Genomic DNA, 26802 nt, shown 5'->3' with positions numbered 1-26802 from the left:
ACCGGCAGATTGCCCAGCATTATGCCGAGGACTGCGCTAATATTCGTCGAATCGTGCGGCTAGAATAATTGTGGCGCCGTGCTAACTGGGCCACCCGCATCCCTGCCGCATACTCTTGGCGGATGACTACGGCCTCACGTTGCGGATCGGCCAGGCGCTTGGGAAAGCTCACTTGGGACCCGCCAAAATACGCCCATAACTTCTTCGTGGCGGCTGGCCCCACGACCTGGGCCAATTCGCGATACAGGGCCTGCCAATTCTCAATATCTTCCACAATGGTCGCCTCACTTGCTTACGAATTAACCCCAGTCTACAATGACAACTAGACAGAATTTGTCTACCTACTAAAAAAGGAGTCTTCCCCATGAATGCCGCCTACCGTCAACTCACGATCTTTCAATCCCTCATGACCGGTCATCTGGTCAAGAAACAAGCGCTAGCCGACCAATTTCACGTCAGCCCCCGGGTCATCCAGCGCGATTTTAGTCAAATTCGTCAATTCATCGCCGAACAACACCTGTTTTACCGCCTCACTTATCGACGCCAACTGGGCGGCTATCAGCTCAGTACCACGCAGGCCACCGTTTCTAAGCAGGCCATCCTTCTGTTAATCAAGATTGCCCTCGCCAGCCGGGCGCTCACCAAGGCCGAGATGACCCAGACCATCGACGGCCTCCTCCGTTTAATTTCCCCCGAAGATCAAAGTGAAATTAAACCAATTATCAAAAACGAACGCTTTTACTATCGCCCCCTGCACCACGATCAGCCCCTCCTCAATGCCGTCTGGCAGTTGAGTCAATTCATCACCCACAAGCAACCCGTGACCATTACCTACCAACGCCAACACGGTGAGCTGGTCACCCGCACGATTCTCCCGGCGGCCATCATCTTTTCCGAATTCTACTTCTACGTCATCGCCTACAATCCGCGTTACCAGCAGAATCTCTTCTATCGGGTGGACCGCATCCGCCATTTGCAAACGACGACGCAACCCATCCCCCGTTCCCGGGCCGAGCGCGTCGAGGAAGGCGAGCTCCGCCAATTCATCCAGTACATGCAGCCCGGCCAGAAGATTAACCTGCAATTCAAGTTCTGGGGAATTCCCGAGGCCGCCCTCGACCGGTTTCCCACCGCAAAAATAACGGCACGGTATCCGGATGAGGGCGCCGTCTTAATTGCCGCCACCACCTTCGACACCGGCGCCAAGATGTGGCTACTTAGTCAGGGCGCGAACGTCCAAGTCACGGCGCCCCAGGAGTTTGCGGCCAGCATGCGCGCAGAACTCCAACGCATGTTGGCCCGGTACTAACGCGTTAACCAGAATATAAGTTTCCTGGCGAGAATCAGTTGGCAAGCGTCAAGCCGAACAGCTTGGCCACACCACCGTCCGCTAGTCAAAAAGGGCCTGCCTCGCAATGCGAGACAAGCCTTTTAACGTCTGTCTTAAATGATTACTGGGCATCAAAGTGGAACACCTTCAGGGCCTCACTTACCGGTTGGAACCAAAGAAGACCACGGCAACATCCCTGATGTCCCCTAAAGAATCTAGCAAACTTGCCGTAGGGCATTCCCGCATTTACTTCGGTCCCTGCTTGGCATCTTCCCGACTCTTTTGAATAATTTGCCGAATCCAACGCTGCGAATAATCATATTTTTTGGTTAATTGTGCCAGGTTATGACCGTCATATTCCTCAACAATTTGTTTGGCCACTTTATCGCGGTTGTAGAGTCGCATGGGAAATGAAATCTGCCGCCCCCGATACATCTCATAAACCTGTTCCGTTAAATCCTCTCCCAATAGCTCGTATAGCTGGGCGTAAGACTCCTGTAATAAATCCACACGCATTGACATGGCAAATTCCTCCTCAATTAATATGGTTTTTCGCCGTTAATAGCGTAACAAACGTGTAAGGCGAGTAAAAATGTGAACCACCTTTAACTATTAGGGTGAGGTGCCTTGCATTATTCTTTACTAACTATAATGTTCTTTCGGTTTAGTATCTAAAAGCCCCCCCCTCGCCGCATTCGTCAATATCTCCGCAATTTATGGCGGGCGTACACTGTCCTTCGCCAAATTTGGTCTGGATCGAGTTCACAAGTTTTTAACTTTTAGTTTGGTACTAAGCGTCTACATTTGGTATTTTTGGTGTATGATTAAAGACGTTAATTACCATACATAAGGAGTCGATTCGGATGAAACATCATTGGAAATTTGGTTTTGTGGCCGGTCTCATGCTACTTTTACCTTTAGCACTGGCCACCACCACGGTCACAACCGCAAACGCCGCCAGCAAGACGACCACGTCTAAAACGGCGAAAAAGGCTAAGGCGAACCCCAAGGCCAAGAAACACTACCTCATCGTCATGGGCCACGGGGCCGGCGATCCTGGCGCCCGGGGTAACGGGACCACGGAAGCCACCTTCTTGCGCAAACACATGCTTCCGCAGCTACGCAAATACGCCAAGCAGGTGAAGGGGAGCACCATCACGTTCTACAATCCCAAGAAGAATCTGGTCAGCGATACCCTCTATCATCACAAGGGATCCTACAAGATTAACAAGAAGACCACGGTCATCATGTTCCATTTGGACGCCCCGGCCGGTCATGGTGGTCACGTCATCATTCACAAGAAGCACCCGACGAAACGGGACAAACGGTTGGCCAAGGTCATTAAGAAATACGTTGGTTTGAACAAGGCCTACAACGGTTACAGCTACCGGACCAACCTGCGGAACTGTAACGTCCTGCGGCACCGAGGAATCGACTACAGCCTGGTCGAATCCGGCTTCATCACCAACAAGAATGACGTCAAACACCTCAAGAAGAACATGGCCAAGATTGCTAAAGCCGACATTGAGGCCATCACCAACGAACACCTCAAGTAAGCCTTAGTCGTTGAATGGCCGGTCTGCCTTACTATTTGCGGGTTCGCTTCCGGCTGCCAGGGATTCCGCCTGCTGTGGGACCGGCAAAAGCCAAAGAACGGTCTTTTACCTCGACTTGAAGCCTTGCCAAGACCGCAAGTCTCCAAGATCGTCCAGTGAAGTAAGCTGCCCAGAAACGCCAGCTAACTTCACGCGCACGGCCGGCTCCATCCCTGGCCTCCTCCAGCTAAAAACAAAAGTGAGTCATGCAACGCAATCACGATTCTCGATAACTTCTGTGATCGCAACCATCCTTAATAGTGATTGGATGACTCCTATCTGTGTAAATTCAGACTTGGCCCATTCACGGCGACGTTAGCAGCCGATGACCTGGAATAGTTATCAGCTGCGGATAATCCCCATCAATCTGCTAGCGAATCATTGACCGACAGCCCTAGCCGTAGGCGGAAGAAATGGAGCCAGCCGTGGAAGTGACGTTAGCTGGTGTTTCTCAGCCAGGTTACGTCACTGGACGATTTAGAGACGTGGGTTACGGCTCTAAATCGAGGAGAAAGACCGCCCTGTGGCTTTCTCCGGTCCTCACAGCAGGCGGAATTTCTGGTAGCCCTAGGCGGCACTCTATCATCAAGGTTCGCTCATAAATTAGGCCCATCAATAATAAGACCCGTCGCTAGATGCGGACGGGTCTTATTTGACGTGTATTTAATTCGGTGATGCAACGAATTGTTTATTTCACAATCACTTTCATTGTCCTATTCTCCGCAAGCTGGTATGGTAACTTTAGGTGAATCAGTTTCACACAATATTTCTCTCCCCTGATTCTTCACCCATTGGAGGTACCCCTATTTATGACAAAAACCGTCATTGTCCTCGGTGCCGGTTCTGGCTTCGGACTCGCCATTGCGCGGGCGTTCAGCCAGGCCGGCCACCATCCCATACTGGTTGCCCGTAACGCGCAGAACCTACAAACCATGACTGAACAGCTCCATACGGAAGGACTCGCCGCCGATTGGATTGCCGCAGACGCCACTAAACCGCAGGAGACCGCTCACATGTTTCAAGAGGTCAATCGTCAATTCGGCCATCCCCAGACCCTCATCTATAATGTGGCCGACACCACACTGGATGACCCTTTGACCACGCCACCGGAAACGATTACCCAACGTTTTCAGACCAACGTCTTAGGCGCCATCACGGCCAGTCGCCAATTTCTCGATCTCGTCCCCACCGATATCCCCCGCAACCTACTCTTTACCGGTGGTGGCGCAGCACTGCATCCCGATAAAACCACAACGACCCTGTCTCTGACTAAGGCCGCCCTGCGAAGTTACGTCCTGTCCCTCGCCGATGACCTTCAGGAAACCAATACGTACGTGAGTTTGATCACGATTCAAGGCATTGCCGACACGACCGAAGCCATGCGGCCGGCCAACGTCGCCCAAGCGTACGTGAAAGCCGTGAATACCCGCCAAAGCGCGGAAATCTTCTATCCCACTATGGCACCCAACTCCCCCTCAGAATTTGATCAACTCCGGCAGCTAACGGCTGATCCGGAAAAATTACAGGCTTTTCTCGCAGCGCATCCTAGCGCGGCAGCCTTCCTTCAGAATCATCCCGAATTTTTAAAAGATCATGATCCCGCTTAATTATTTTTTAGTTTAGAAAGTTTGTTGCAAAACTTTTAAAAAATGCTCGGTGTTAGTCGCCCTTGACTTTTCGTGAATTTTATCGGGTGATTACCGGGCTTTTTATTGTGAATGCGTTTGCAATCTTCTCAAAAATGTCTTATAACAATGGTGAGTAATCAAATAAATACGCGTATTTGATTTGAATTATGTTTGCTCATATAGTAACAATCTGTGACTTTTTTCGTTTACTATCCAAGTTACATTCGATGTTTATACATTGACCAATGTCCAATTGGGAAAGGAAGTATTTCGCATTATGACACAGAACACTGTCGCATTAAAACATTATCAAATGTACATTAACGGTGAATTCAAGGATTCCTCATCTGGCAACCTGATCACCGTCATCAACCCAGCTACCGGCGACCCGATTTCAACCGTCCCTAGCGCCACGCTTGAAGAAACGCGTGAAGCCATTGACGCCGCCTATGAAGCCCAGAAATCCTGGAAAAAGGTTCCCGCTGCTACTCGGGGACAATACTTACATGACGTGGCATCCGAAATTCGGAAGGACTCTGCTCATCTGATTGAGATGCTCCAAGAAGAACAAGGTAAGATCAAGTCATTAGCCACCACCGAAATTCTCTTCTCCGCGGACTATTTCGACTACATGGCTAGTGCTTCACGGACTTACGAAGGTGAAATCTTACAATCCGACAACGCCAACGAAAGCATTATGATTGATAAACAACCGATTGGTGTCGCTGCCGGGATCTTACCTTGGAACTTCCCATTCTTCCTAATCGCCCGGAAGATGGGACCAGCCTTGGTTACCGGGAACACGATTGTTATGAAACCAAGTACCGATACGCCTAACTTAGGCCTAGAATTCGGGAAGATTTGTGAAAAGGTCGGCATTCCTAAGGGTGTTGTCAACATTGTTACTGGTCCTGGTGCCGTCATCGGGGACGAACTCTCCAAGAACAAGAAGATTGGCATTATCAGTTTGACCGGTTCCGTAAACTCCGGGAAGCGGGTCATGGCCGCCGCAGCCACACACATGGCAAAGGTTTCTCTGGAACTCGGTGGGAAAGCCCCTGCCATCGTCTGCAAGGACGCCGACATCGATTTGGCCGTTCAATCCATCATCGACTCACGGGTCGACAACAACGGGCAACTTTGCAACAACTGTGAACGGGTTTACGTCCAAGAAGATATTGCCGACGAATTTACCAAGAAGTTGGCAACCAAGATGGGCGAAGTTACCGTGGGCGACCCAATGAAGCACGAAGACATTGGCATGGGTCCTCTGATCAACCAAGGCGCCTTGGACAAGGTATCCGGCATGGTTGACCGGGCCGTTAAAGCCGGTGGCAAGCTGGAAACTGGTGGTCACGTGGTCAAGATTGCTAAGGGCTTCTTCTTCGAACCAACCGTTATCAGCAACGTCAAGCAAGACTCCGAAATCGTGCAAGACGAAATCTTTGGCCCCGTTCTGCCAGTCTTGACCTTCAAGACGTTGGATGATGCCATTGATATGGCCAACGACAGCGACTTCGGGTTGACTTCATCAATCTTCACCGAAAACTTGGATAACGCGATGCGGGCTTCCAAGGAACTCGAAGATGGTGAAACGTATATCAACCGGTTCAACTTCGAAGCCATGAACGGCTCTCACTCCGGCTGGAAGGAATCCGGGATCGGCGGCGATGACGGGAAGCACGGGATTGAAGAATTCCTGAACACTCACGTTATCTACCTGCAAGGCCATCCTGAAAAGGCTAACGGCTAATCATACTGCTGAAAAAAGATAATTCGTCTAAGAATTATCTTTTTTCCTGTGAGTGTGAAATGCCCCACGGGATCGTTACTGCGGATAAATTTAAGTTGTAAATTCGAAAAAGCTGGTCGCAGTAAGGATCTTGTGTATATCCGCGACGTGTAGTCTTTCTGTAAGCGTTTACATCAGTCGCATTGTGTGTGATAATTAACATGTATTAGGACATAAAATTTTAAACCGAGGTGCCAATAATTATGAAGATTAAAGCTGCAGTTGTTGATAAGCAAAATGCTGATTTTGAAATTCGTGATGACGTTGAACTGGCTAAAATGGGCCCAGACGATATCCAAGTCCACATGGTTGCCAGTGGGATTTGCCACTCCGATGAAGCGCTCCGTACCGGGGTTGCGGTCATTGACTATCCAATCGTTCTGGGCCATGAAGGCTCTGGGATTGTTGAAAAAGTTGGGCCAGAAGTTACCCAATTCAAGCCCGGTGATCACGTTGTTCTGAGTTTCTACGGTTGTGGGAACTGTAAGAGCTGCTTGAAGGGGATTCCAACCCAATGTGAAAACTACGCCGCCAACAACCTGTCCGGTGTCCGTCCTGACGGGACCGCGCACTTCACCGAAAACGGTCATGACGTCGCCGACATGTTTGACCAAAGTTCCTTTACCTCAACCACGGTGGTTCGTGAACGGAACGCCGTTAAAGTTGACAAGGACCTCGACTTGCGGGGCTTAGGGCCTCTGGGTTGTGGCTACGTGACCGGTTCTGGGACCGTCCTCAACACCTTGAAGCCAAAGCCTGGTGACACCATCGCCGTCTTTGGGACCGGTGCCGTTGGGTTGGCTGCCATGATGGCCGGTCGGATTTCTGGATGCACCAAGGTTATCGCCATTGATATCGTGGATTCTCGGCTGAAATTGGCTAAGGAACTCGGTGCCACGGATACCATCAACAGCAAGAACGTTGACGATGTCGTTAAGGCCGTTCAAGACTTAACGGGTGGCTATGGGGTTAACTACGCGGTTGACACGACCGGTGTTGCCAGCGTGATCTCCAGTTCCATCAACGCTTTGGCTCAGGGTGGGACTTCCGCAGCCATCGCCGTTACCAACCATCACATCGATCTAGATACCTGGAATGACCTCTGTGTCAACGACAAGAGTGTCATCGGGGTTAACATGGGGGATTCCATTCCTCAAGTTGATATTCCACGGTTGATTGAATTCAACAAGTTGGGCATGTTTGACTACGAAAAGACTGAAAAGTTCTACAAGTTCAGCCAAATCAACGAAGCCAACGCCGACTCTGTTTCCGGGAAGACCATCAAGCCAGTCTTGGTTATCGATGAAGATTACGTTCCTGGTAAATAAACACTGACGCTTAAATCCTTCTAAAGTGGGTAATCCGGTGAGGTTATCCACTTTTTTGTGCTCGGCTAAAGCGTTTAGCGTATCTACGAGCTTATACCGGCCGTCTTACCGTTCGTCAAATTTGGTCTGGAATGCGGTGAGGAGGGAAGGAAAAGCCAAAAACCTGTCTTTTTCCTCAATTTTAGACGAAAATTCACGTCTTAGCTGTGACTACGGTAGCAGCTGAGCGGTAGCGTGGAACATGTTTAGGGTTTCAAACCGAGCCGGAAGACCGCTTATCAGACCATCCCCACAGTGCTGGAATCTCTGGCAACCATAGGTAATCGTTGATGATTGGCTTAACGTCATCAAGCCTTGTCAGCTGGGGATTTATCAGTGCTTTTGAGTCCTCAGTCTTTAGCTTATAAGCTAAAGACACTTTCACTTCAATATTTCAAAGTAAAAGCGTCTTTAATTTCAACACCAGATCACGTTAATTTAAGAGTTTATAGAGAGACTTCCCTATGATTCAGTTAACTGGTGCGTCAATATCCTCAAGTAAATTCAAAGTACAACGGGATCCAAACCTCTATATTATCAAACACATTTTTCCTTTAAGGATTATAGTTGCTCCACTAATTACAAATGTTTCCCATCAGCGAACATAGCTACAGTCTCCTTTAATGCTTCCAGCATAGTCCCTACTCCCTTGGCTTCTTTATAATTATCAATTTCCCAGTTTATATCGTTGTATTTAACATATTTCTTCTTAGGTGCAGTTTGTACTTGAATGTCCACGTATTTTATCATACTAAACTCAACATCATTTTTCCGAGCCCCATGATTCGGCAAACGATTACTTATTATTCGATCTCGTAGAAAGATAACACCAATAGTCTTACCATACCAACCAAATATACCATCTTCTCCATTAGGCGTCATTACGGCCAACACATTATCTTCATCAATATCTAGATAGTGAAAACCACTGATTAATTTTGCTTTCTCAATAGAGGCATTAGGATAAATTGAAACATTTTCTTTAAAATAGCGTAATGGTTCTACAATTCTACATAACGCCTTAAACTGTGAACTAATCTCATTATCAGTCAATTTAACTTCACTTTTATTTTCAGCCACAATTTTATCCAGTGGCTTCACAGACGTTGCCTTTAGGTCATGTAACATCTGTGCCATTTTTTTAACACCGGCTTTACTTTCTAACTCCCAGCTCACACCATTATACGCAATATATTCTTTACTTGATGATGTTTCTTCAACGAGATCACTATACATTACAACATTAAACTGGACACTTGATTTCAACATGCCCCCATATGGTTTACGATTACTAATAATTCTATCTTTTAAAAAGATTAATCCTATGCTTTTCGCAAATTCTCCAAAACACGCATCTTGTGTTGTCGGTCGGCAAACAGCGACTATGTCCATCTCGTTAAAGTCGATATCCACATTATAACTGCATATTTGCTTGGCCATTTCCAAATTTACATCCGGATAAATCGACACTTCAAAGAACTCATGAAAGCGAGTTAAGGGCCTGAGAACCTTAGCCATTGCCTCCATTTTGGGATCTACCCTTCTTACATTTAATTTTTCCGCTACGTTGCTTTCCTTATTCTGTCTGACATCCATTTCAGAGTTTTTTATATCAATCTCCTCATCACTAGTATGACTCTGTATAGTCTCGTTACTCTCAGTATCTTCATTTTTTTGAGCGTTCAAGTCCATCTCAGTTACTTCGAAGGGTATTATTAACCCCTCACTCCCCATTACCAATACTCGCCTTTGAATATCTTCCAATATTTCACGTTTAATATGATTATTTATGTTAAAGAAGTCAAAGAAGTCCAAGAATTCACTGTCCTTGGATAAATCGAATGAGCCATCATACAAGTACAAATATTCATTTACCGATCGAAATATTAGTTGCGTTTCATCCGAGTCAGTAATATTTTCAACATTACGCAAATTGATTTTCTGACTTGTATCCACAGATAAATAGCTTTTAATAGAGCGTAAATATCGTTGTTGTGCATCACTTGTTTTCCCGATTCCTAGTGATAGAGTTATTAATATCGCTACTAAGAATTCCTTACTACTACTCTCCAAGTCATCCCTATAATTTAATTCTTCCACTAAGCCTAATAATTTTTCCTTAGCATCACTTGTCAATATATCATTAACATCATCAAAATCATCTTTTAAAAGATTTACACTTGCGGAAACGTTATTTCCTGATGTTTCAACATTCTTTGACACCTCATCAAGTTTCTGACTTGTTGACTCTGAAGCATCAATGATTCCACGTTTGTATGCTTCCTTCTTATTTCCAATATCAAATAATCCCATAGTACCCTACCTTCCTGTTTATAATCTGTTAGGAATTATTAGTTTGTCGCCAGCTATCTCATTTGCCCAACCTTCCTTTAAAAATTCTTCTTTCACACGACCAATGAATTTAGAATCATAGAACAATTGGCCAATAGATACTAACGATCCTCCAATATCTAAACTTTGTACCCCCCCTGACACGTTCCCAGTTGCCGACATAATACTTGAAGCAATCACATTACTTCCTGTGGCCAAAAGGTTGGAATAAGTTAATATTTTATGAGTTCTCACTTTAAACAGTTCGATATTTTCGGAATTCTCAGCTTTATAAAAAAGGCGATGAACCATTGATATTAGGATATTTATTGCCAATGACAATGCGGCTTGAAGTGCAGCTTTTTCAGCAATGCGCATAACATTATACATATCAACCCCATAATCACACAGCTTTTTAGAAAGATCCATGTTAAGTAGTGATACCCCCGGCAAGGCTAATCCCTGTTTAGAAAAAATATCTGATTTCAGATGTATCGCTTCTTTAACAATCGAACAAGCTAGTATACTAAAATTATTCAAATCTAAGGGATATACATTATGAATTAATCCTCTGTACAAAACTGTCGGCGTATCCGCAATACCTGAGAACATATCCCCATACCGTTTCCCAATTAGATCATAGGTGACGTGATACGAGTGTAGATTAGCTAAGGTAACTGTCCTAGTTGCGATATTAGCTGTCCCAAATACCCACCCTAAAATTGGGTCATGTCCTAAGGTCGCTAACCTATGGTATTTCCCACCACCAAGATTCTCACCAAAGCTTTTAGAACCATTCTGGGTGTCAAAGGGTACCGGATTCGTATTGATCTCCAGTACAGTTGTTCTATACCTAGTCGTCTCTCTATTATTTCGATCATATTGATGTTCCCCAGCTGCTTTTTTATCATCAAGTCGCTCATCTTTATCTGCTGTCCAATTAATCTTAGATAGAAAGTACTGTCTAACTACTTGTAGGGCAGTTGCAGTCATTAAAATGGAAATATCCGCCTTAGTAAGTTTTGTGGCCGCCATAAACTGTTTGTCTAAACTATCCAGAATCTTTTCAGAATTATGTAGACGATTGGAAAAGCTATCCATTCCACGTGCAGTAGTTGATAAATCACTAATTGATTCCCCAGTAGTATTAAAATCTCGAATCACTTTTTTTCTCATTTGTTTGGTTTTCTTCAACTTATTCAATATAGGCATCTCCTTACAGTAGGAGGATAAGTAAGCGGTTTCATAACTAATATAAAACAAAAAATGTCTTATTAAAAGAACAACTTCATTTTTTATACGACTCGTTCTTTATTAACGATATTTTCAAGTCATTTCTGCTTCACATTTAGAAACGAGCAGTTTAGCATTATAATCAATTTATATTTATAAAATGTTACAATTAGTGTAGTTGCTTCCAAGTAAATTTTCACGCGAATCCCAATAATACTGTGAGAGGTTGATCATACCCATGGCAACGCGCCAAGAAATCTTTGATTATATCACTAACAATTACGCGGCATCACCGGTCTACACCTTTAAGAAGTTCCCGCACTACGCGACGTTTAAGACGCCCAGTGGCAAATGGTTCGCCCTAGTCATGAACGTGCCGCAAAATAAGTTGGGGCTGACGGGAACGGCCGAAATTGACGTGGTCGACGTTAAAATTGAGCCGGAACTTGCCAGCATCCTACGGCAAAAACCTGGCTACCTGCCGGCCTATCACATGAACAAGGAACACTGGCTGACAGTGATCCTCGATAACCAGACGGATAGGGAAACCCTCTATCAATTGATCGATGATAGTTATAATCTTGTTAGCTAACTATTAATAATCAATTTATAATTAATAATAAAAGGCTGAATTAGATTTTTAAATTTACCAGTTGACACCCCCGTTTTCCAGGGGTACACTAGCCTCAATTCAATAAATCGTCCGAAACAAACCATTGAGGTGGAGATCAAGATTATCGTGCACGTTAAGAGAGCCGTCGTTGCTGAGAGTACGGCCGAACGCAGGTAGTTAAATGGACCACCGAGGGCTTCCTCGAAATTTTTAGAGTACGGGAAGACGTGCGACATACGTCAGTTGTCAGGGAAATGTTAGTTTCCTGTGGAGAGGGATGGGGTCCGTCTATTTGACGACGACCCATCTAATTAAGGTGGCACCGCGGTTAAAACCGTCCTTAACACATTGGCTGTTGAGGACGGTTTTTGCATACTTTTAGAACCGAGGAGGAACCCCACATGATCAAACGATGGCAAAACTCACTGATGACTTTAACCCAAACACTAACTAAATTTGGAGGTATCCATCATGAGTTTATTAGATCACAAGAAAGCCCTATTACTTTGCACCGGAATCGTTTTAATCGGCGGCATCTTCGCCGTTACTGCCCACTCGAAATCCACTAAGACCGCTACGGCCCAACGCCTGAATCTCTATCAGACCGCCACGATTTCTAGCTTGGACGTGTCTAAGATTACCGACAACATCTCCAGCAACGCCCTCAGCCAAGTGGGGGAAGGCCTCTACCGGCTCAACGCCAACAGCCAGGCCGAAAACGCCCTCGCTACCAAGACGACGGTGACCGACAGCGGCCACCAATACACCATCAATCTGCGGCACGATGGTAAATGGAGCAACGGTGATCCGGTGACGGCCCAGGACTTCGTTTACTCCTGGGAGCGAACGCTGAACCCCAAGTCCAAGTCGGAGTTCACCTACCAATTCGCTAATATCAAAAACGCTGACGCCATTGCCGCCGGAAAGAAGTCGCCATCGACTCTCGGCGTCAAGGCAGTCGGCAAGTACCAATTGAAGATCACGCTGAGTCGTCCCGCTTCCTACTTCAAGAAGATGCTGGCCAGCACCACCTACTACCCGTTGAACGAAAAAGCCGTCAACAAATACGGTAGTAAGTACGGGTCCTCCGCCAAGACTACCGTCTACAACGGGCCGTTTGTCATGACCAACTGGAGCGGAACCAGCGATAACTGGACGTTAAAGAAGAATTCAAACTACGACGAAAAGAAATCCGTCAAGCTCCAGACCATCAACTATAAGGTCATTAAGGACAGCACCACGGCCTACAACATCTACCAGTCCAAGAAGCTCGATCAAGTGACGTTGAGCGGCGAACAGACCACGCAAAACAAGAACAATCCCGACCTCAAGTCCCTAGCCGCCGGGCGAATTGGCTTTATTCAATACAATGAACAGAACAAGGTCGCTGCGAACAAGGATTTACGGACCGCCATTTCACTCGCGGTTAACCGGCGACAACTGGCAACTAAGGTCTTGAAGAATGGCTCACTGCCAGCCAAGACTTTCGGCGTTCACAATATGATGAAGAATCCCAAGACCGGTGCTGATTTCACCGCCGACGCCTACACCAAGAACACCGTCGACTACGCCCCCACTCAGGCCAAGAAGCTGTACCAACAAGCGCTGAAACAACTCGGGAAGAAGACGGTCACACTGACCATTACCTGTGGCAACGATGACGCCAGCCAAAACATTGCGGAATTCGTTCAAAGTGCCATCACCAGCAAGCTGGGCGCCAAGGTCGAGGTTCGCGCTATGCCATTCCCATCCATGCTTAGCAACGTCTCCAAGGGGAACTTCCAGCTGAACCTGACCAGCTGGGGCATGGACTTCGCCGATCCGATCCAATCCTTACAGATTCTCCAATCGGCTAACAATTCCAACATGGGCCATTACGATAGTCGAACCTACGATGCCGCGCTCAACGCCGCTGAAGGCGCCGACGCATTGAACAAGACGGCACGCTACCAAGATCTGGTCAAGGCTGCCCAAACGGCCCTCAAGGATCAAGCCGTCACGCCACTCTACGAAAGCCGGACCAGCAGTCTGGTTAACCCCAAGGTCAAGGGCGTCGTTTACAACAAGTTCAACGGCGATGCCGACTACCAGAATGCTTACGTGGCGGACTGATGGTGGGTGTTTAGAAAATGGTGGTTCCGCCCGTTTCTCAGGCTCGAGGCGCTCTGTCCACCGCGTTTCAATATTGGATGCCATGGTAAAGCGACCAATTAGACCGGCAACTAACCACCCAAAATTCACAAGGGTGCCCCGTTGCAGTGGCGGTCAAAAACGGTATAATTAAATCAGGAACTTAATTATACGTTTTCATAACTCGGGTTGACCGCTGAAAGCTTGCATAACGGGATGGCCTCAGGGTTAGGACGTCACAGAAAGGTCTCAGAAGTTATGGAGAGTCAATCAGACAAACAACCCTTACGGCATGACCATTACCCGACCACCGAGGCAGAGTATGAGGCAGAACTCACCGAAACGGAAGCCGAGTTTGAGGAACAACTAGAAGAGGTCGAAGAGAAAGTTCACGGCCAAGTCCAACGCTACCTATTATTCGGGGCATTGACGGTCGTGGTCAACATCGCGCTGTTCTATTTCCTATCCCACACGTTGGGCATTGAATACCAACTGGCCAACTTCATTGACTGGATTCTGGTCGTTCAGGGGTCCTTCTGGTTGGACCGGACGTTCGTGTTCAAACACAAGTCCAACACGCCATTCAGAGAAATGGGTACCTTCTACAGCACGCGGATTGCGACCTACCTGATTGAATTCGTCATGTTATGGCTGGGGATTTCCGTCATCGGCGCCAACGGCACGATTACCAAAATCATTGGTCACGCGGTCGCCGTCACCGTTAATTACTTCCTATCCATGAAGGTCGTTTTCAAGCACAAGCCGGCTAAGGAAGAAACGACTAAGTAAGCTAAAATTTAAGCGGTCATCTCGCTGGAGACGGCCGCTTTTTTATTTCGAATGAAAGTTGGAATCCGCCATGTCCCTTTCCCTGGTCCTCACGAGTATCGGCATCTTCTTTGTCACGGATACCGATGACCTCGTGGTACTGCTCCTCCTGTGGTTGGCCGCGCGCAACCGCCGCCAGAGCCGCGCCATCATCAGCGGTCAATATCTCGGTATCGTCACGCTGATTGCCGCATCCTGGTTGATTAGCCGCGGCGTCCTCCACTTTAATATCGCCCACTGGACTCACTGGCTGGGCCTGGTGCCCTTCTTACTGGGGGTTAGCGGCCTGGTCTCCTGGTGGTCAACTCGGCACCGTCAGCCGGCGCTACCCCCTCTCGCCCGCACGGTCAGCCTACCGGTCGTGTGGTCGCTGACCATCGGCAACGGCGGGGATAACCTCAGCATCTACATCCCCTTCTTCACGCGATTGACCGCGGTAGAGTTTGGGGGCGTCCTGATCGTCTTTCTCCTAATGATTGGCCTATGGCTCCTGATTAGCCATCAGTTGGCCCGTTCGACCGCCGCCACCGCCTTCTTTGCGCGGTTTGGCGCCTGGCTCTCCCCATTGCTCTTCATCGCGGTCGGCCTGCTGATTCTCTTTTTATTTTGTTGTGAATTAAATATCTGTTTTTAATGGAAATATATAAATAAAGAATAAAGAATCCCTCTAAAACATGGTTGACATACTTAGTCTATGGGGGGGATCGTTATAACTAATCTCAGAGGAGGGATTAGTTTGAAAAAAGTTGTTTTGTTTAGTAGTATGCTAGGAGTAGCATTATTTATGGGTAGCGCGGGGATTACGGCACATGCCGATACGTCGTCCACAACCGTTGGAACGAGTAGCGTTAGTACCACGAGTAATAGTAACGCCACAAGCAGTAGTGTATCAGGGAGCGATAACAGTACAAACGCTGGTTCAACTACGAGTCAATCTGACGCTAGTTCGACAACTGGTGATTCAGACAGCGATACGGTAGAATATGATGTGGGAACCGTAGAACAAGCTATTGAAGAAGCTAATAATAGCCAAGTTGTTGTCATACCAGGTAGTAATGGTCCAAAGAGAATTATGATGTTTGCTGCTAGATCCCGTCCTAATAGTTTAGCAGCCTATAAGAAATTGGGCTACAAGCACATTACTTATAGTAAGTGGCCAGGAACTCATAAGTATGCTGGAACTAAGGCTAAACGAATTGCTGCACTTTCGGTGGAACAGTTAGTTGGGTTATTACCTGGTGGTGGCATCAAGGCTGCTTTGACTGTTTACGATGTTGCCCAAGCATTCAAGACACAAAACGCAGATATTTGGCCTACTTATAACATTCGTTTGATTTCAGCGACGACCCCACGAGGAAACCGAGCAATCATTGGTCAAGAATCAACGGTTAAGTATTACTCGAACAGTAAGCGTACACATTTAATTAAAACAATCCATCATACAATGTGGGTGGGGTAGACGGAGGTTTAAATGAAGCTGAATAATTGGTTTTATTTTTGTTTCTTTGCTTTATTTGTAGGGTTGTATGGTTTTGATACGCCAAAGTGGATCATGATAACTTATCTAATTGCCGGACTCTTACTCATGCTCTATTCTGCAATTACGAATAAAAATAAAAAGTAATAAAAGTCCACCCCTAGACAGTCGAATTGAAGTGAACCCTTAAAGTTGTACACAGATTTTACGCTACTTGCTGGATGGCGAGTTCCCGGTACTTTTCCGGAGACTTGCCGTCCAGTTTTGTTTTAATTCGACGCCTGTTGTAAAAGTTAATCCACTCAGTCATGGTTTGAATCAGGTCTTCCTTGTTCTTAAAATGTTCATCCATAACTTCAACCTTCATAACGTGAAAGAATGACTCAACTGCCGCATTATCCAAGCAAGTTGCTTTGCATGACATGCTTTGAAAAACGCGATGCTCTTTGAGTGTTTCTCGCCAGAATTTATGTTGATATTGGAATCCTTGATCCGTGTGGACGGTTGTTCGGTACCCTAATTTGAGCAGTCCTTGTTTGGAAGATTTCTTGTCTGCTGACTTCTTCTGAGCTAAGGCCTTGAGTTTTTTAGGTATTCGTTCTCAATCTTTAACATCAAGTTCTCTTGTTTCAGTTGCTTCAGTTCATCGGCAGTAGTCGGTTTATTGCTACTCTTTGAAGACTTCATTTGCTTGTGCTTAGCCATAATTTTAGGCTTTCCTCGCTTTCGTTCAAGGCCAACGATCCCTTGTTCCTCAAAGCGCCTTTCCCATTTCCAGATGGTACTTGGCAAAGTCAGGTTGAAGTGCAGAGCCGTTACCGGAAGCGAGGCCTGATGTTGTTTTCTCCAGTTTAATACATCGACCTTGAACTGACTAGAATATTCTGGCTTCCGACTCTCTAACTTCAACTCGTTAATACCGTACTTTTGGAAGCGACTAGCCCAAGGGAGAATGATTCCCTCCTTACTGATTCGGTATTTCTTAGCTAGTGAAGTTGAACCAATACCACTTAAATATTCAGTGACGACTTTAATCCTAAAGTCTAAATTAAACTTAACCATAGTACCCCCCCCAAGATTGGATTTTCCGTCCAATCTTGGGGGTTCACTTCGCCACGAGATTGTGACGAACCGTTATTTTTTACATTTACCAGAACAACTGGCCGGCTTGCCAGAGGAGATAACCCCCGTAAACCATGACCACGATTCCGGAAAGAATGTTGACCCACAGCATTAATTTCTGTGGCAGGCGTTCCTTCAAGAGCCCTAAAACCAGCGTGATTCCGCCGAACCAGATGGCCGTCGCGGTAATGACCCCGGTAATGAAGGGGAAGGCTTCCCCATCGGCCAACGTACTGCGCAACGCCCCGAACATCAAGCTGGTGTCGATAATCGCCTGGGGATTGGCCCAGGTCACGACCCACGCATTCACCAGCGACTTGCCCATCGGCATGGTCTGACTGGAACTCGCCAGCCGAAAACTACTAGCCGACCGCAAGATGCCAAACCCAATCCAGAGCACCAGGATGCCCCCCAGTAACATGATCACCAGTTTGATGATCTCGTGGGACCCAATCAGTGCCCCCATCCCAAAGAAGGCCGCCAGCGTCAATGCCGTATCCGCGAACCAGACCATTACCGCAACAATGCCGGCCCGCGACAGCCGCTGATTAATGGCGTTGTTAAAGACAAATAAATTTTGCATCCCGATTGACGAGACCAGCGCGATACTCAGCAGCAACCCGCGGAAAAACATGGACATAACACCCGATCCTCTCTTTTTTGAACTAATTTACCAATGATACACCAACTAAACAAAAAAAGCAGCCCCGAGATGAGCTGCCGCGTTCTTTAAATCAAGTCCTGCCCCACAAACCCGGTCTTATCCGCTGCCGTAATCGGCCGGATGACCTGGCAAGGATTGCCCGCCGCAATCACGTTAGCGGGAATACTGTGGGTCACGACGCTGTTGGCGCCGATAATGGTGCCGTCGCCAATGGTCACGCCGGGCATCACGGCCACGTTGGCGGCCAACCAGCAGCGATTGCCGATCGTGATTGGCTTGGCGATGCAGCCACCCGTTTGCCGTTCGACCGGATCAAAGAGGTGATTGCTGGTGTACAGCCCCACGCGCGGGCCAAAGAGGACATCGTCGCCGATCGTAATCTTGCCGCCATCGAGCATCACCACATCGTAATTGGCGTAAAAATTCCGACCCACGTGAATGTTAGCGCCGAACTCACAACGGAAATTCGGATTGACCACCGGATCGGCGCCGGTACTGCCCACCAAGGTCGTGAAGAGCCGGGACCGTTCGGCTGGGTCATCGGTCGCATTGAGCGCGTTGGTCTTGGCCGTTGCGCGGTCCCGTGCCGCAATCAACAGCGGATCTAAGTCATCGTACGGTTTACCCGTCGCCATGTAGGCGAACTTTTCTGATAAGTTCATTAGCCACACTCCTTTTAACCTTTATCTTACAAGTTATGAAATGCCGTATCAACTGGTCCGTCCATCGCGTATAATAAGGCCAAACCCAAAACTTACAGGAGGCTTCGCCATGAATCGCGATCACATCATTTACCAAGCCAGTGTCACCGACGAGGGCAACCCGCAACTGTCCTTTACCCCGGATACGCCCCAGTACGCCAACGAACAGACGATGCGGGACCTACTCATGCTAACGCTTCAAGCCACGCAGGATGTCCTAAACCTGTCGGACGATAACTTCGAGTTCCTAGTCAACGACGTTCTCGCCGAATCTCAGGAACGCCGTCAGGAAAACTTGCTCAAGGATACGGACACGGTTAAACTAGCCACTAAGAATCTTATCACCAATCAACGTGAAGACTTTGTCATCACCGCTGGCGACGTGCAGGACCTGACCAACGCGGAAGACGTGGTGACCATTACGACCAATGAGCTGACGCTTTCCTTCATCACGAACGACCTCTACAAGGAAATTAAGAACCCCCTGACCGCAGAGGAAGCTACCCACATTCCGGAAGCGCTGGGGATCGACCACGTCTTGTACGCCTATAAGTCCAGCCTAGAAGGCGTGAGCCAACTGATTCAATACGCCCAGGCCAACGACCGTTACACGGAGAGATCGGACGACGATGATATGTATGATGAGGGCGCGCCCGATACGCCCGAGGAATTCGAGAAGTTTATGGCGCAGGCGTTCGACGATTTCCACGATGGCGGGGACGCGTCTAACGTGATTCCCTTTCCGAAACGCTAAGCAACCTCACCGTCATCGCAAGGAAGCTGGATACCATCCCGCTTCCTTTTTATTTAATCTTCCAACGTTCCCCGCAACACCGCCAGCACCTGCTCCTGCGCGGGAGTCAGCACGTGCGAGGAACGGTAGGCAATGCTGGAGATAAATTCCGGTTGTTCATCATCCAACAGTTCCAGCCGGACCACATCATTGCGGTGCTGATCGACCAAGCCCGTGAGGTAGGTCACGCCGACATTTTCGGCCACTAGGTTCATGATGATATGGGTGTCACGGGCCCGAAACACCACGTCCGGGCGAAAATGATTCCGGCGGGCCAGCTGATTGAAGGCCGTGTCATGAATGAAACTATTGTTGAAGAGGACGAACTTTTCGCGGCGTAATTCGCTAAAGTAGATGCGCTTTCGCTTGGCGAGGGGATGCGCCGCGGACACAAAGATATTAAACGGTTGGCGATCAAATTCCTCGGCCACCAGCGTCTTGTACGACAAGGGTTCGGTCGAGCCGAGCAAGGCCAGATCGACCTGGCCATCGCGCAAGGCGTTGCGTAACTGGACCGAACCGCCCTCTAACGTCTCGATATTCTCCAACATTCCCCGCTCCTGAAGATGGGCGGCCACACGCGGAAAGTAGTGGTTCTCGATGATTGGCGGTAAGCCGAGCACCGTTCGCTGCTGGGTGAGGTGGGTAATCTCCTGATGGGCTAAATCCAGTTTTCTGAGGATTGCCGCCGCGTGGATGGTCAGTTGTTGCCCACTCGCCGTTACGGTCAGATCATTGTGAACGCGGTCGCGCAGGACTAATTTCGCCCCAAAATCCGCCTCCAAGCGCTTAATGGCAGTGGTAATCGTGGGTTGCGTGACGCCAAATTCAGCGGCCACCTGCGAAAAGTTTTTTAATTTTATGAGGCGATCGAAATAAGCTAAATCTTTGGTGTTCATTTTTAAATCCCCTTTTAACAGTCTTAATGGACCCATTATAAATTATTTTTATAACGACTACCAGATTTGACTATACATTTACCGACCGTCTATAGTATGACTTGTAAAGTTAATCATGAACTGGAGGGATCATTGATGAAATCCACAGCTTCAATCTTAAATAATCCATTTTTAAATAAAGGTACCGCCTTCACACAGGCCGAACGCCAAGCACTCGGCCTCGTTGGGACGCTACCGAGCCACGTCCAAACGCTGGACGAACAGGCTACTCAGGCCTACGCCCAATTCCAAAGCAAGCCCAACAACCTCGAGAAACGCATCTTCTTGATGACGCTCTTTAACGAAAATCGGACGCTCTTCTTCCGGTTGATGGACGACCACGTGGTTGAATTCATGCCCATCGTCTACGATCCAACGGTTGCCGATTCCATCGAGGAATACAGCCACCTCTTCACCGATCCGCAAAATGCCGCCTTCATCTCCGTGGATGATCCCGACCACATCGAGGATGCCCTGAAGAACGCCGCGGATGGCCGCGACATTCGGCTAGTCGTGGTCACTGACGCCGAAGGAATCCTCGGCATGGGCGACTGGGGCGTCAACGGGGTCGACATCGCCGTGGGTAAATTGATGGTGTACACCGCTGCCGCCGGGATTGATCCCGCCCAAGTGCTCCCCGTCAGCATTGATGCCGGGACCAACAATGAAACGTTACTGGCCGATCCCCTTTACCTGGGGAACCACCACAAGCGGGTCTACGGTGACCAGTATTACGACGTCATCGACCGCTTCGTGACCGCAGAACAGAAGCTATTTCCAGAATCACTCCTGCACTGGGAAGACTTCGGGCGCTCCAACGCTCAGGTCATCCTCGACAAGTACAAGGATCGGATTGCGACCTTTAACGATGACATTCAAGGCACGGGGATGGTCGTTCTCGCCGGGATTCTCGGCGCTCTGAACATCTCCAAGGAAGATATCAAGGACCAAAAATTCGTGACGTTTGGGGCTGGCACTGCCGGCATGGGGATCGCTAACCAAATTCTCGATGAATTGCAGCGGGCCGGGCTTTCCGAAGACGAAGCCCGCAAGCATTTCTACGCGGTCGACAAGCAGGGCCTGTTGTTCAGCGACACGCCAGACCTGACCGCCGCTCAGAAGCCGTTCACCCGCGATCGCGCCGAATTCGACAACGCCGATGAGCTGACGACCTTGGCCGCCGTGGTCAAGACCGTTCACCCAACCGTCCTGATCGGAACTTCAACGCAACCGGGCACCTTCACGGAAGCCATCGTCAAGGACATGGCCGCACACACGGAACGCCCGATCATCTTCCCGCTGTCCAACCCAACCAAGCTGGCCGAAGCCACCGCTGCCGATCTAATCAAATGGACCGATGGCAAGGCGCTGATCGCCACGGGGATTCCCGCCGGCGACATGGATTACAAGGGCACGACCTACCACATTGGTCAAGGGAACAACGCCTTGATGTACCCCGGCTTAGGCTTCGGTTTGATCGCGGCTAAGGCCAAGGTCTTAAACGGCGAAACGCTCTCCGCGGCCTGCCACGCCCTAGGTGGTATCGTCGACACGACCCAGCCCGGTGCTGCCGTGCTTCCTCCCGTTTCCCAACTGACGGCATTCTCCCAGAAGTTGGCCGAAATTGTGGCGCAAAGTGTCCTCGATCAACAGCTCAACAAGGAACCCATCGCCGATGCCAAACAGGCCGTCGCTGAGATGAAGTGGGTTCCCGCATACAAACCGATCGACTAGTTCTCAGACAACTTTATCAACGTTCTTTGTGCCAGCAGGAGTTGGTTCACCTTAACTTCCTGCTGGCACTGTACGTTTCTGATTATTGTACACGATTAAATTGTATAGTAACAATTAACCAAAAGAATCATTTAATTCCTTACCATGCTAAGCATAAGAGCTAATTGAAAATTATTTGAAAGAAGGCTGTCACTCGTGGCTGTTTTATGGAATTCTATTCAAAGTGTTCTGGTGGTCGTCTTAATCATGATTCTGGGCTTTGTCCTCCGGCGACAAGGTTGGTTTGATGATAAATTCGGCGGCACCATCTCTAAATTCATCAAAAACATCGCTCTACCCGCTTCAATCTTCGTCTCCGTCCTCAGTCGACTGACGCGGGGACAATTGGTCTCCTTCTCCGGTTACCTGGTTTACGCCTTTCTGGCCGTCATCATTGGCTACCTCATCGCCTTTGGCCTGGTACGGCTGATGCACGTGCGGCCCGGTCGTAAGGGGATCTTCATCAACGCGGTGGTCAACGCCAACACCATCTTCATCGGACTACCGTTGAACATTGCGCTGTTCGGCGATAAGAGTATGACTTACTTTCTGGTCTACTATATCGTCAACACCGTCTCCACGTGGGCCTTTGGGGTCTTCCTGATCTCGAACGATGACCCAACGAAGCCTAAGGAAAAACACCACAACCACATCGATTGGAAGAAAGTCATTCCGATGCCGTTAGTGGGTTTCCTGGTAGCGCTGGTCTTCCTGTTACTCAACATCCCCATCCTGAAGGTCAGCTTCATTAACTCTACACTGACCTACGTGGGAAACCTGGTCACGCCACTGTCCCTCATCTACATTGGGATTGTCCTGGCCGATGCCGGATTGAAGAGTATTCATTTTGACCGCGATACCATCGTGGCCCTGCTGGGACGGTTCGTACTGTCACCGATTCTGATGGTCGGCGTGTTGCTGGCCGCCGGACACTTCGGCGCCACCTTCCCAACATTGGCTTCACAAACCTTGATTGTCCAGTCCGCCACGCCAATGCTAGCGGTCCTACCCATCCTGGCAAATGAGGCCCACGGTGACGTGGAATACGCCACCAACGTGGTCACGACCAGTACGGTGCTGTTCATTATTGTGGTACCGGTATTGATGTCGTTGATTCAATTTATTTAGTCCAGTAACTTTATCAAAACAAAAATGGCGCAGACCTACCCGATAAAACTATCCGGTGAGTCTGCGCTATTTCTTTGCATTAAATTTTGTATGTTTCACATGAAACATTAAACTAGTAAAAATCATTAATCCATTGTTTTTACAACTCTAGCCGGAACTCCCACCGCGACCGTGTTGTCTGGCACATCCTTGGTGACAACTGCTCCGGTCCCGACAATCGCATTCTCACCAATCGTCACGCCAGGCAGAATACTGACGCGTGCGCCAATCCAGGCGTTGCGCTTAATATGGATTTCCTTGGCCATGATCGTCCGGATATTCTTTGGCTCGTGATTGACCGTGAAAAAGCCTACCTCGGGCCCCATCATGACACCATCATCAATCGTAATAGTTCCAGCCGCCATCATCGTTAAGCCATGATTGGCGTAGACGTTCTTACCCAGAAACACCCGGCTACCAGTATCAATGTGCATCGGCGGCGTGAAGAAAGTCCCGTCCTTCATTTGTCCGTGCAACAAGGCATTCTCCAAATCAACAATCCGCTTGCGATCGCTAGGCTTGGTGGCATTAATCTCAAATTGTAGGTCATCCGACCGATCAATCTCGCCGTGGACCTCTTCCAAATAGGCCGTATCGTGAATATCATACGCCTGACCTGCTCTCAAATCTTCAAATACACCCATTCGAACTGCTTCCTTTCTAGTATGTGGTGACCACGGCTCGCACAATCCGACATTGATCCGCTTGTCGTTGCACCGTCAAGACGGTGTTGAGCGTCCATTCGTGCCGCTGGCTACCGTGAATGCTGGCCACGACGCGATTCTGTCCGGTGACTTGCCAACCATCAGCCGTCTCTATCATTTCCACGTGATCCTCTACCGACGAGTCGTAGCGCATGGTGCCCCGCCGCAACTCGCCCAGCCATTCCTGGCGTGGTTGAATATAGCCCGTCATGTGGGTGAGCGTGAAGTCCGGTGCCAACAGCTCGTCCAAAGCCGCAACATCATCGGCGGCCATCGCGGTATTGTAGTCCCGGTATAGTTGTAAGATTTCTGAATTCATGGTCAACACCCCGTTAGTTTAAATTTACAGCCGTTTATTTTCGGTTAATCCCCAAGCTATCGCGGGCTCCCAACGTTTCATCATGAGCCAACCGAACAACTAGGTCCGCGATACTCTTCCGCGAAACGTCGTGGCCGCCAAAGGGCTCGCCCTTCTTGGTGACCTGATAGTCGGTATCGTTGCCGTTGTCAAACCAGCCAGGCCGAATAACGGTGTAGTTCAGATCGGACGCTTCGACCACGTCGGCGGCGTTCCGATAGCCTTGAAGCATTGGGTTGGTGGCCAGATTGCCGTTGGCACCCACACTCGCCGGAATTTCGTTATAGATCCCCATTGAAGCGATGAACAGGAGACGCTTGACGCCCGTCTCATCCATAGCGGCAACTAAGCTTTTCGCCATCCCGGCGAGGTTCCCGCTCAGCGCGGCGAAGACGACATTCTGGCCTTTGAGAGCCGCTGTCAATGTTGCCGTATCCGTGACGCTTCCGCCGATTGCGCGTTCACGGTCGGACAATTGACCCAAGCGGCGGGTGTTGCGGGCCATCAAGGTCAGTTGATCATCCGTGTGGTCTAAGAAATACTGCCGGGTAACGCTCCCCACGGAACCCGTTGCCCCAATAATTAAAAAGTTTGTCATGATTAATTTCCTCCAATTCGTTAATTGATAAATTCAGTGTAGCCCCTTGCAGTTACTTCAAGGCAAGGCCGATTTCAAAGTATTTTTAATTTTCTTGACGTTCTCCCGGAACGATTAGGAAAATAGCGGCGAGCAGCGCCAACAACAGGAGACCGGCACCCATTAAAATGGCGTGTTGGAACCCATTGATTTGGCCACCGAAGAGGTCTTGCGTGGTCACCAGAATGGACAAGCCCACGGACCCACCGATCTGGTGCATGACGTTGACCACCCCGGAAGCGGCCCCAGCATCGGCGCCTTTAGTGTGGGCCACACCGGCCGCCGTGAAGGGACTCAGGGAGAAACCTTGGCCAATTCCAATCACCACCATTGGTGCGGCGATTCCCCACCAATAGCCGGTTGCCGGCGTAAACCAACTCAGCCAGAGCATCCCGGCCGCCGTCAGCGCAATCCCAATCACCAGTAGACCCCCGTTGCCCCATTTGGCGGTCAATCGGGCAACCTGTAACGCAATCACAAAGTTCACCACCGTTAAGGGGAAGAACGCTATCCCAGCCATCAGGGCGCTGAAACCCAATTGATTCTGCATCAACTGGGGCGTGATGAACCAGAAGCCCATCATGTCACCCAAGTAGAGAAACCGGCCAATGTAGGCGCCAATGCGTTCGCGGTCGGCAAACAATCGTAACGGCATGATTGGTTGTTCCGTTCGGTGTTCCTGATAAATGAAGAGACCTAGGAACACGATGGCCAGCAGCAAGGCCGGTAACTTCGCCCAATCACCGATAATGCTGTAGACTAGCGCGCTCATCCCAATCAAGGAACTCAGGGTGCCCACCCAATCCAATTTGCCGGACTGGCCACGATCCCGACTGAGCTTTCTGACGGCCAGAACATACATCCAAATACTGATGGGAACATTTATGAAGAAGCCGATTCGCCACGTCAACAGGCTAGCGAAGATGCCGCCAATCACCAAGCTGACGCTGGCACCAATGCCGGCCATTGCCCCGTAATATGCGATGGCCTTGACCCGTTCGGCCCCTTCATAGGTGTCCATCAGAATGGCCAGCGTGGTTGGCGCCAAAATCGCCGAGCCAATCCCCTGAAAGGCCCGCGCCGCAATAATCATGGGGGCGTTAACCGCCAAGCCCACCAACAGGGAACCGAGACCAAAAATGATCAAACCTAGCTGGAAGACTCGTCGCCGGCCAAATAAATCCCCGGCTCGACCACCCAGTAACAGGAAACCACCAAAGGTCAGAGAATAGGCGCTGCTGACCCACGACAACGTCGCCTGATTCAGCTGTAAATCGTGGGCAATTTTGACCGTTCCCGTAAAAATAATCGAATTATCCAGTAGAATCATGAAGTAACTCATCAGGATAACCAATAGAATCCAATCGAATCGTTTTTGCTTTGCCATGTTTTTTACCTCTCTCGTTTAAGTGAATGATTAGGAGTTTAGACCTTCATCTACGCTTCAAGGCAAGAGGTTTTTTAAAATAAATTTGGCGAGTTGTTCCAACCGGTCTCCTTGTTATTAATAATAAAAATTAATATCGAGTAGGAGGTAGCCGATTAGTTCGGCTACCGACCTCTCACACCACCGTACGTACGGTTCCGTATACGGCGGTTCAGTAACTTAAGCATTTTGAAT

Annotated in this window: 26 protein-coding genes; 13 read left to right on the top strand and 13 right to left on the bottom strand. The window is 48.7% G+C overall.

What is annotated here, in order from left to right:
• Window positions 1-19: 19 nt before the first annotated feature.
• Window positions 20-274 carry a Mor transcription activator family protein gene (locus tag HEQ50_RS08265; protein WP_168900046.1) on the bottom strand — a complete coding sequence of 85 codons (255 nt, stop codon included), beginning with the start codon at window positions 272-274 and terminating at the stop codon, window positions 20-22.
• Window positions 275-364: 90 nt separating this feature from the next.
• Here HEQ50_RS08265 and HEQ50_RS08260 point away from each other — a divergent pair, with 90 nt between their 5' ends.
• A complete protein-coding gene (locus tag HEQ50_RS08260) occupies window positions 365-1309 on the top strand; it encodes a YafY family protein (RefSeq protein ID WP_168900045.1) in 945 nt (314 codons plus the stop codon).
• 267 nt (window positions 1310-1576) lie between these two features.
• Here HEQ50_RS08260 and HEQ50_RS08255 read toward each other — a convergent pair whose 3' ends face one another.
• A complete protein-coding gene (locus HEQ50_RS08255) occupies window positions 1577-1852 on the bottom strand; it encodes a Mor transcription activator family protein (RefSeq protein WP_168900044.1) in 276 nt (91 codons plus the stop codon).
• A 341-nt stretch (window positions 1853-2193) separates the two neighbouring features.
• Between HEQ50_RS08255 and HEQ50_RS08250 the strand changes: the two genes are divergently transcribed.
• From HEQ50_RS08250 to HEQ50_RS08235, 4 genes are all read left to right on the top strand, one after another.
• Window positions 2194-2886: an N-acetylmuramoyl-L-alanine amidase gene (locus HEQ50_RS08250; protein ID WP_168900043.1), complete on the top strand. Its 693-nt coding sequence runs from the start codon at window positions 2194-2196 to the stop codon at window positions 2884-2886.
• An 848-nt stretch (window positions 2887-3734) separates the two neighbouring features.
• A complete protein-coding gene (locus HEQ50_RS08245) occupies window positions 3735-4532 on the top strand; it encodes an SDR family oxidoreductase (RefSeq protein WP_168900042.1) in 798 nt (265 codons plus the stop codon).
• A gap of 298 nt (window positions 4533-4830) precedes the next feature.
• Entirely contained in the window at window positions 4831-6306 is a 1476-nt protein-coding gene (gene aldA, locus HEQ50_RS08240) for an aldehyde dehydrogenase (protein WP_168900041.1), read from the top strand.
• Between the two features lie 242 nt (window positions 6307-6548).
• A complete protein-coding gene (locus HEQ50_RS08235; protein WP_168900040.1) occupies window positions 6549-7673 on the top strand; it encodes an NAD(P)-dependent alcohol dehydrogenase in 1125 nt (374 codons plus the stop codon).
• 618 nt (window positions 7674-8291) lie between these two features.
• On the opposite strand, the gene HEQ50_RS08230 is transcribed toward HEQ50_RS08235, so the two are convergent.
• Both HEQ50_RS08230 and HEQ50_RS08225 read right to left on the bottom strand, forming a co-directional pair.
• Window positions 8292-10025 carry a hypothetical protein gene (locus tag HEQ50_RS08230; protein ID WP_168900039.1) on the bottom strand — a complete coding sequence of 578 codons (1734 nt, stop codon included), beginning with the start codon at window positions 10023-10025 and terminating at the stop codon, window positions 8292-8294.
• Window positions 10026-10043: 18 nt separating this feature from the next.
• Window positions 10044-11246 (bottom strand): hypothetical protein, encoded by a 1203-nt coding sequence (locus HEQ50_RS08225; RefSeq protein WP_168900038.1) that lies wholly within the window; start codon window positions 11244-11246, stop codon window positions 10044-10046.
• A 268-nt stretch (window positions 11247-11514) separates the two neighbouring features.
• Here HEQ50_RS08225 and HEQ50_RS08220 point away from each other — a divergent pair, with 268 nt between their 5' ends.
• From HEQ50_RS08220 to HEQ50_RS08200, 5 genes are all read left to right on the top strand, one after another.
• Window positions 11515-11868, top strand: coding sequence for an MmcQ/YjbR family DNA-binding protein (locus HEQ50_RS08220; RefSeq protein ID WP_168900037.1), 354 nt, complete (start codon window positions 11515-11517; stop codon window positions 11866-11868).
• 492 nt (window positions 11869-12360) lie between these two features.
• Window positions 12361-14001 (top strand): peptide ABC transporter substrate-binding protein, encoded by a 1641-nt coding sequence (locus HEQ50_RS08215; protein ID WP_168900036.1) that lies wholly within the window; start codon window positions 12361-12363, stop codon window positions 13999-14001.
• Window positions 14002-14277: 276 nt separating this feature from the next.
• The gene (locus tag HEQ50_RS08210) at window positions 14278-14808 is read left to right on the top strand and encodes a GtrA family protein (protein WP_168900035.1); all 531 of its coding nucleotides are present in this window, start codon (window positions 14278-14280) and stop codon (window positions 14806-14808) included.
• 70 nt (window positions 14809-14878) lie between these two features.
• A complete protein-coding gene (locus HEQ50_RS08205; RefSeq protein WP_168900034.1) occupies window positions 14879-15481 on the top strand; it encodes a cadmium resistance transporter in 603 nt (200 codons plus the stop codon).
• A 102-nt stretch (window positions 15482-15583) separates the two neighbouring features.
• On the top strand, window positions 15584-16306 hold the full coding sequence (locus tag HEQ50_RS08200) for a hypothetical protein (RefSeq protein ID WP_168900033.1): 723 nt from the start codon (window positions 15584-15586) through the stop codon (window positions 16304-16306).
• Between the two features lie 223 nt (window positions 16307-16529).
• Here HEQ50_RS08200 and HEQ50_RS12810 read toward each other — a convergent pair whose 3' ends face one another.
• The 4 genes from HEQ50_RS12810 to HEQ50_RS08185 form a co-directional block, all read right to left on the bottom strand.
• Window positions 16530-16748, bottom strand: a complete 219-nt coding sequence (locus HEQ50_RS12810; protein ID WP_232842719.1) for an IS3 family transposase — start codon at window positions 16746-16748, stop codon at window positions 16530-16532.
• Between the two features lie 146 nt (window positions 16749-16894).
• On the bottom strand, window positions 16895-17386 hold the full coding sequence (locus HEQ50_RS12805; protein ID WP_232842718.1) for a helix-turn-helix domain-containing protein: 492 nt from the start codon (window positions 17384-17386) through the stop codon (window positions 16895-16897).
• 85 nt (window positions 17387-17471) lie between these two features.
• Entirely contained in the window at window positions 17472-18086 is a 615-nt protein-coding gene (locus HEQ50_RS08190) for a LysE/ArgO family amino acid transporter (RefSeq protein WP_168900032.1), read from the bottom strand.
• 89 nt (window positions 18087-18175) lie between these two features.
• Window positions 18176-18772, bottom strand: coding sequence for a sugar O-acetyltransferase (locus HEQ50_RS08185; RefSeq protein ID WP_168900031.1), 597 nt, complete (start codon window positions 18770-18772; stop codon window positions 18176-18178).
• 109 nt (window positions 18773-18881) lie between these two features.
• Between HEQ50_RS08185 and HEQ50_RS08180 the strand changes: the two genes are divergently transcribed.
• On the top strand, window positions 18882-19565 hold the full coding sequence (locus HEQ50_RS08180) for a hypothetical protein (RefSeq protein WP_168900030.1): 684 nt from the start codon (window positions 18882-18884) through the stop codon (window positions 19563-19565).
• Window positions 19566-19618: 53 nt separating this feature from the next.
• On the opposite strand, the gene HEQ50_RS08175 is transcribed toward HEQ50_RS08180, so the two are convergent.
• The gene (locus HEQ50_RS08175; protein ID WP_168900029.1) at window positions 19619-20503 is read right to left on the bottom strand and encodes a LysR family transcriptional regulator; all 885 of its coding nucleotides are present in this window, start codon (window positions 20501-20503) and stop codon (window positions 19619-19621) included.
• Window positions 20504-20638: 135 nt separating this feature from the next.
• On the opposite strand from HEQ50_RS08175, the gene HEQ50_RS08170 reads away from it, so the two are divergent.
• Both HEQ50_RS08170 and HEQ50_RS08165 read left to right on the top strand, forming a co-directional pair.
• Window positions 20639-22276, top strand: a complete 1638-nt coding sequence (locus tag HEQ50_RS08170; RefSeq protein ID WP_168900028.1) for a malolactic enzyme — start codon at window positions 20639-20641, stop codon at window positions 22274-22276.
• Between the two features lie 195 nt (window positions 22277-22471).
• The gene (locus HEQ50_RS08165; RefSeq protein ID WP_168900027.1) at window positions 22472-23443 is read left to right on the top strand and encodes an AEC family transporter; all 972 of its coding nucleotides are present in this window, start codon (window positions 22472-22474) and stop codon (window positions 23441-23443) included.
• Window positions 23444-23568: 125 nt separating this feature from the next.
• Here the strand turns inward: HEQ50_RS08165 and HEQ50_RS08160 are convergent, their stop codons facing one another.
• The 4 genes from HEQ50_RS08160 to HEQ50_RS08145 form a co-directional block, all read right to left on the bottom strand.
• Window positions 23569-24126, bottom strand: coding sequence for a DapH/DapD/GlmU-related protein (locus tag HEQ50_RS08160; RefSeq protein ID WP_168900026.1), 558 nt, complete (start codon window positions 24124-24126; stop codon window positions 23569-23571).
• 16 nt (window positions 24127-24142) lie between these two features.
• The gene (locus tag HEQ50_RS08155; protein WP_168900025.1) at window positions 24143-24505 is read right to left on the bottom strand and encodes a nuclear transport factor 2 family protein; all 363 of its coding nucleotides are present in this window, start codon (window positions 24503-24505) and stop codon (window positions 24143-24145) included.
• Between the two features lie 34 nt (window positions 24506-24539).
• Window positions 24540-25142 carry an NAD(P)H-binding protein gene (locus tag HEQ50_RS08150; RefSeq protein ID WP_168900024.1) on the bottom strand — a complete coding sequence of 201 codons (603 nt, stop codon included), beginning with the start codon at window positions 25140-25142 and terminating at the stop codon, window positions 24540-24542.
• 85 nt (window positions 25143-25227) lie between these two features.
• Window positions 25228-26568 carry an MFS transporter gene (locus HEQ50_RS08145; RefSeq protein WP_168900023.1) on the bottom strand — a complete coding sequence of 447 codons (1341 nt, stop codon included), beginning with the start codon at window positions 26566-26568 and terminating at the stop codon, window positions 25228-25230.
• Between the last annotated feature and the right edge of the window lie 234 nt (window positions 26569-26802).

The sequence above is a fragment of the Lactobacillus sp. HBUAS51381 genome, assembly GCF_012641095.1.
GTDB lineage: Bacteria > Bacillota > Bacilli > Lactobacillales > Lactobacillaceae > Levilactobacillus.
Note: the sequence above shows the minus strand (reverse complement) of the source record. Positions and strands in the feature narration are given on the sequence as shown.

Coding starts and splice junctions, on each gene's coding strand:
- HEQ50_RS08260 (WP_168900045.1), top strand. CDS start 365: ATGAATGCCGCCTACCGTCAACTCACGATCTTTCAATCCCTCATGACC.
- HEQ50_RS08255 (WP_168900044.1), bottom strand. CDS start 1,852: ATGTCAATGCGTGTGGATTTATTACAGGAGTCTTACGCCCAGCTATAC.
- HEQ50_RS08250 (WP_168900043.1), top strand. CDS start 2,194: ATGAAACATCATTGGAAATTTGGTTTTGTGGCCGGTCTCATGCTACTT.
- HEQ50_RS08245 (WP_168900042.1), top strand. CDS start 3,735: ATGACAAAAACCGTCATTGTCCTCGGTGCCGGTTCTGGCTTCGGACTC.
- aldA (WP_168900041.1), top strand. CDS start 4,831: ATGACACAGAACACTGTCGCATTAAAACATTATCAAATGTACATTAAC.
- HEQ50_RS08235 (WP_168900040.1), top strand. CDS start 6,549: ATGAAGATTAAAGCTGCAGTTGTTGATAAGCAAAATGCTGATTTTGAA.
- HEQ50_RS08230 (WP_168900039.1), bottom strand. CDS start 10,025: ATGGGATTATTTGATATTGGAAATAAGAAGGAAGCATACAAACGTGGA.
- HEQ50_RS08220 (WP_168900037.1), top strand. CDS start 11,515: ATGGCAACGCGCCAAGAAATCTTTGATTATATCACTAACAATTACGCG.
- HEQ50_RS08215 (WP_168900036.1), top strand. CDS start 12,361: ATGAGTTTATTAGATCACAAGAAAGCCCTATTACTTTGCACCGGAATC.
- HEQ50_RS08210 (WP_168900035.1), top strand. CDS start 14,278: ATGGAGAGTCAATCAGACAAACAACCCTTACGGCATGACCATTACCCG.
- HEQ50_RS08205 (WP_168900034.1), top strand. CDS start 14,879: ATGTCCCTTTCCCTGGTCCTCACGAGTATCGGCATCTTCTTTGTCACG.
- HEQ50_RS12810 (WP_232842719.1), bottom strand. CDS start 16,748: ATGTCATGCAAAGCAACTTGCTTGGATAATGCGGCAGTTGAGTCATTC.
- HEQ50_RS12805 (WP_232842718.1), bottom strand. CDS start 17,386: ATGGTTAAGTTTAATTTAGACTTTAGGATTAAAGTCGTCACTGAATAT.
- HEQ50_RS08190 (WP_168900032.1), bottom strand. CDS start 18,086: ATGTCCATGTTTTTCCGCGGGTTGCTGCTGAGTATCGCGCTGGTCTCG.
- HEQ50_RS08185 (WP_168900031.1), bottom strand. CDS start 18,772: ATGAACTTATCAGAAAAGTTCGCCTACATGGCGACGGGTAAACCGTAC.
- HEQ50_RS08180 (WP_168900030.1), top strand. CDS start 18,882: ATGAATCGCGATCACATCATTTACCAAGCCAGTGTCACCGACGAGGGC.
- HEQ50_RS08175 (WP_168900029.1), bottom strand. CDS start 20,503: ATGAACACCAAAGATTTAGCTTATTTCGATCGCCTCATAAAATTAAAA.
- HEQ50_RS08170 (WP_168900028.1), top strand. CDS start 20,639: ATGAAATCCACAGCTTCAATCTTAAATAATCCATTTTTAAATAAAGGT.
- HEQ50_RS08160 (WP_168900026.1), bottom strand. CDS start 24,126: ATGGGTGTATTTGAAGATTTGAGAGCAGGTCAGGCGTATGATATTCAC.
- HEQ50_RS08155 (WP_168900025.1), bottom strand. CDS start 24,505: ATGAATTCAGAAATCTTACAACTATACCGGGACTACAATACCGCGATG.
- HEQ50_RS08150 (WP_168900024.1), bottom strand. CDS start 25,142: ATGACAAACTTTTTAATTATTGGGGCAACGGGTTCCGTGGGGAGCGTT.
- HEQ50_RS08145 (WP_168900023.1), bottom strand. CDS start 26,568: ATGGCAAAGCAAAAACGATTCGATTGGATTCTATTGGTTATCCTGATG.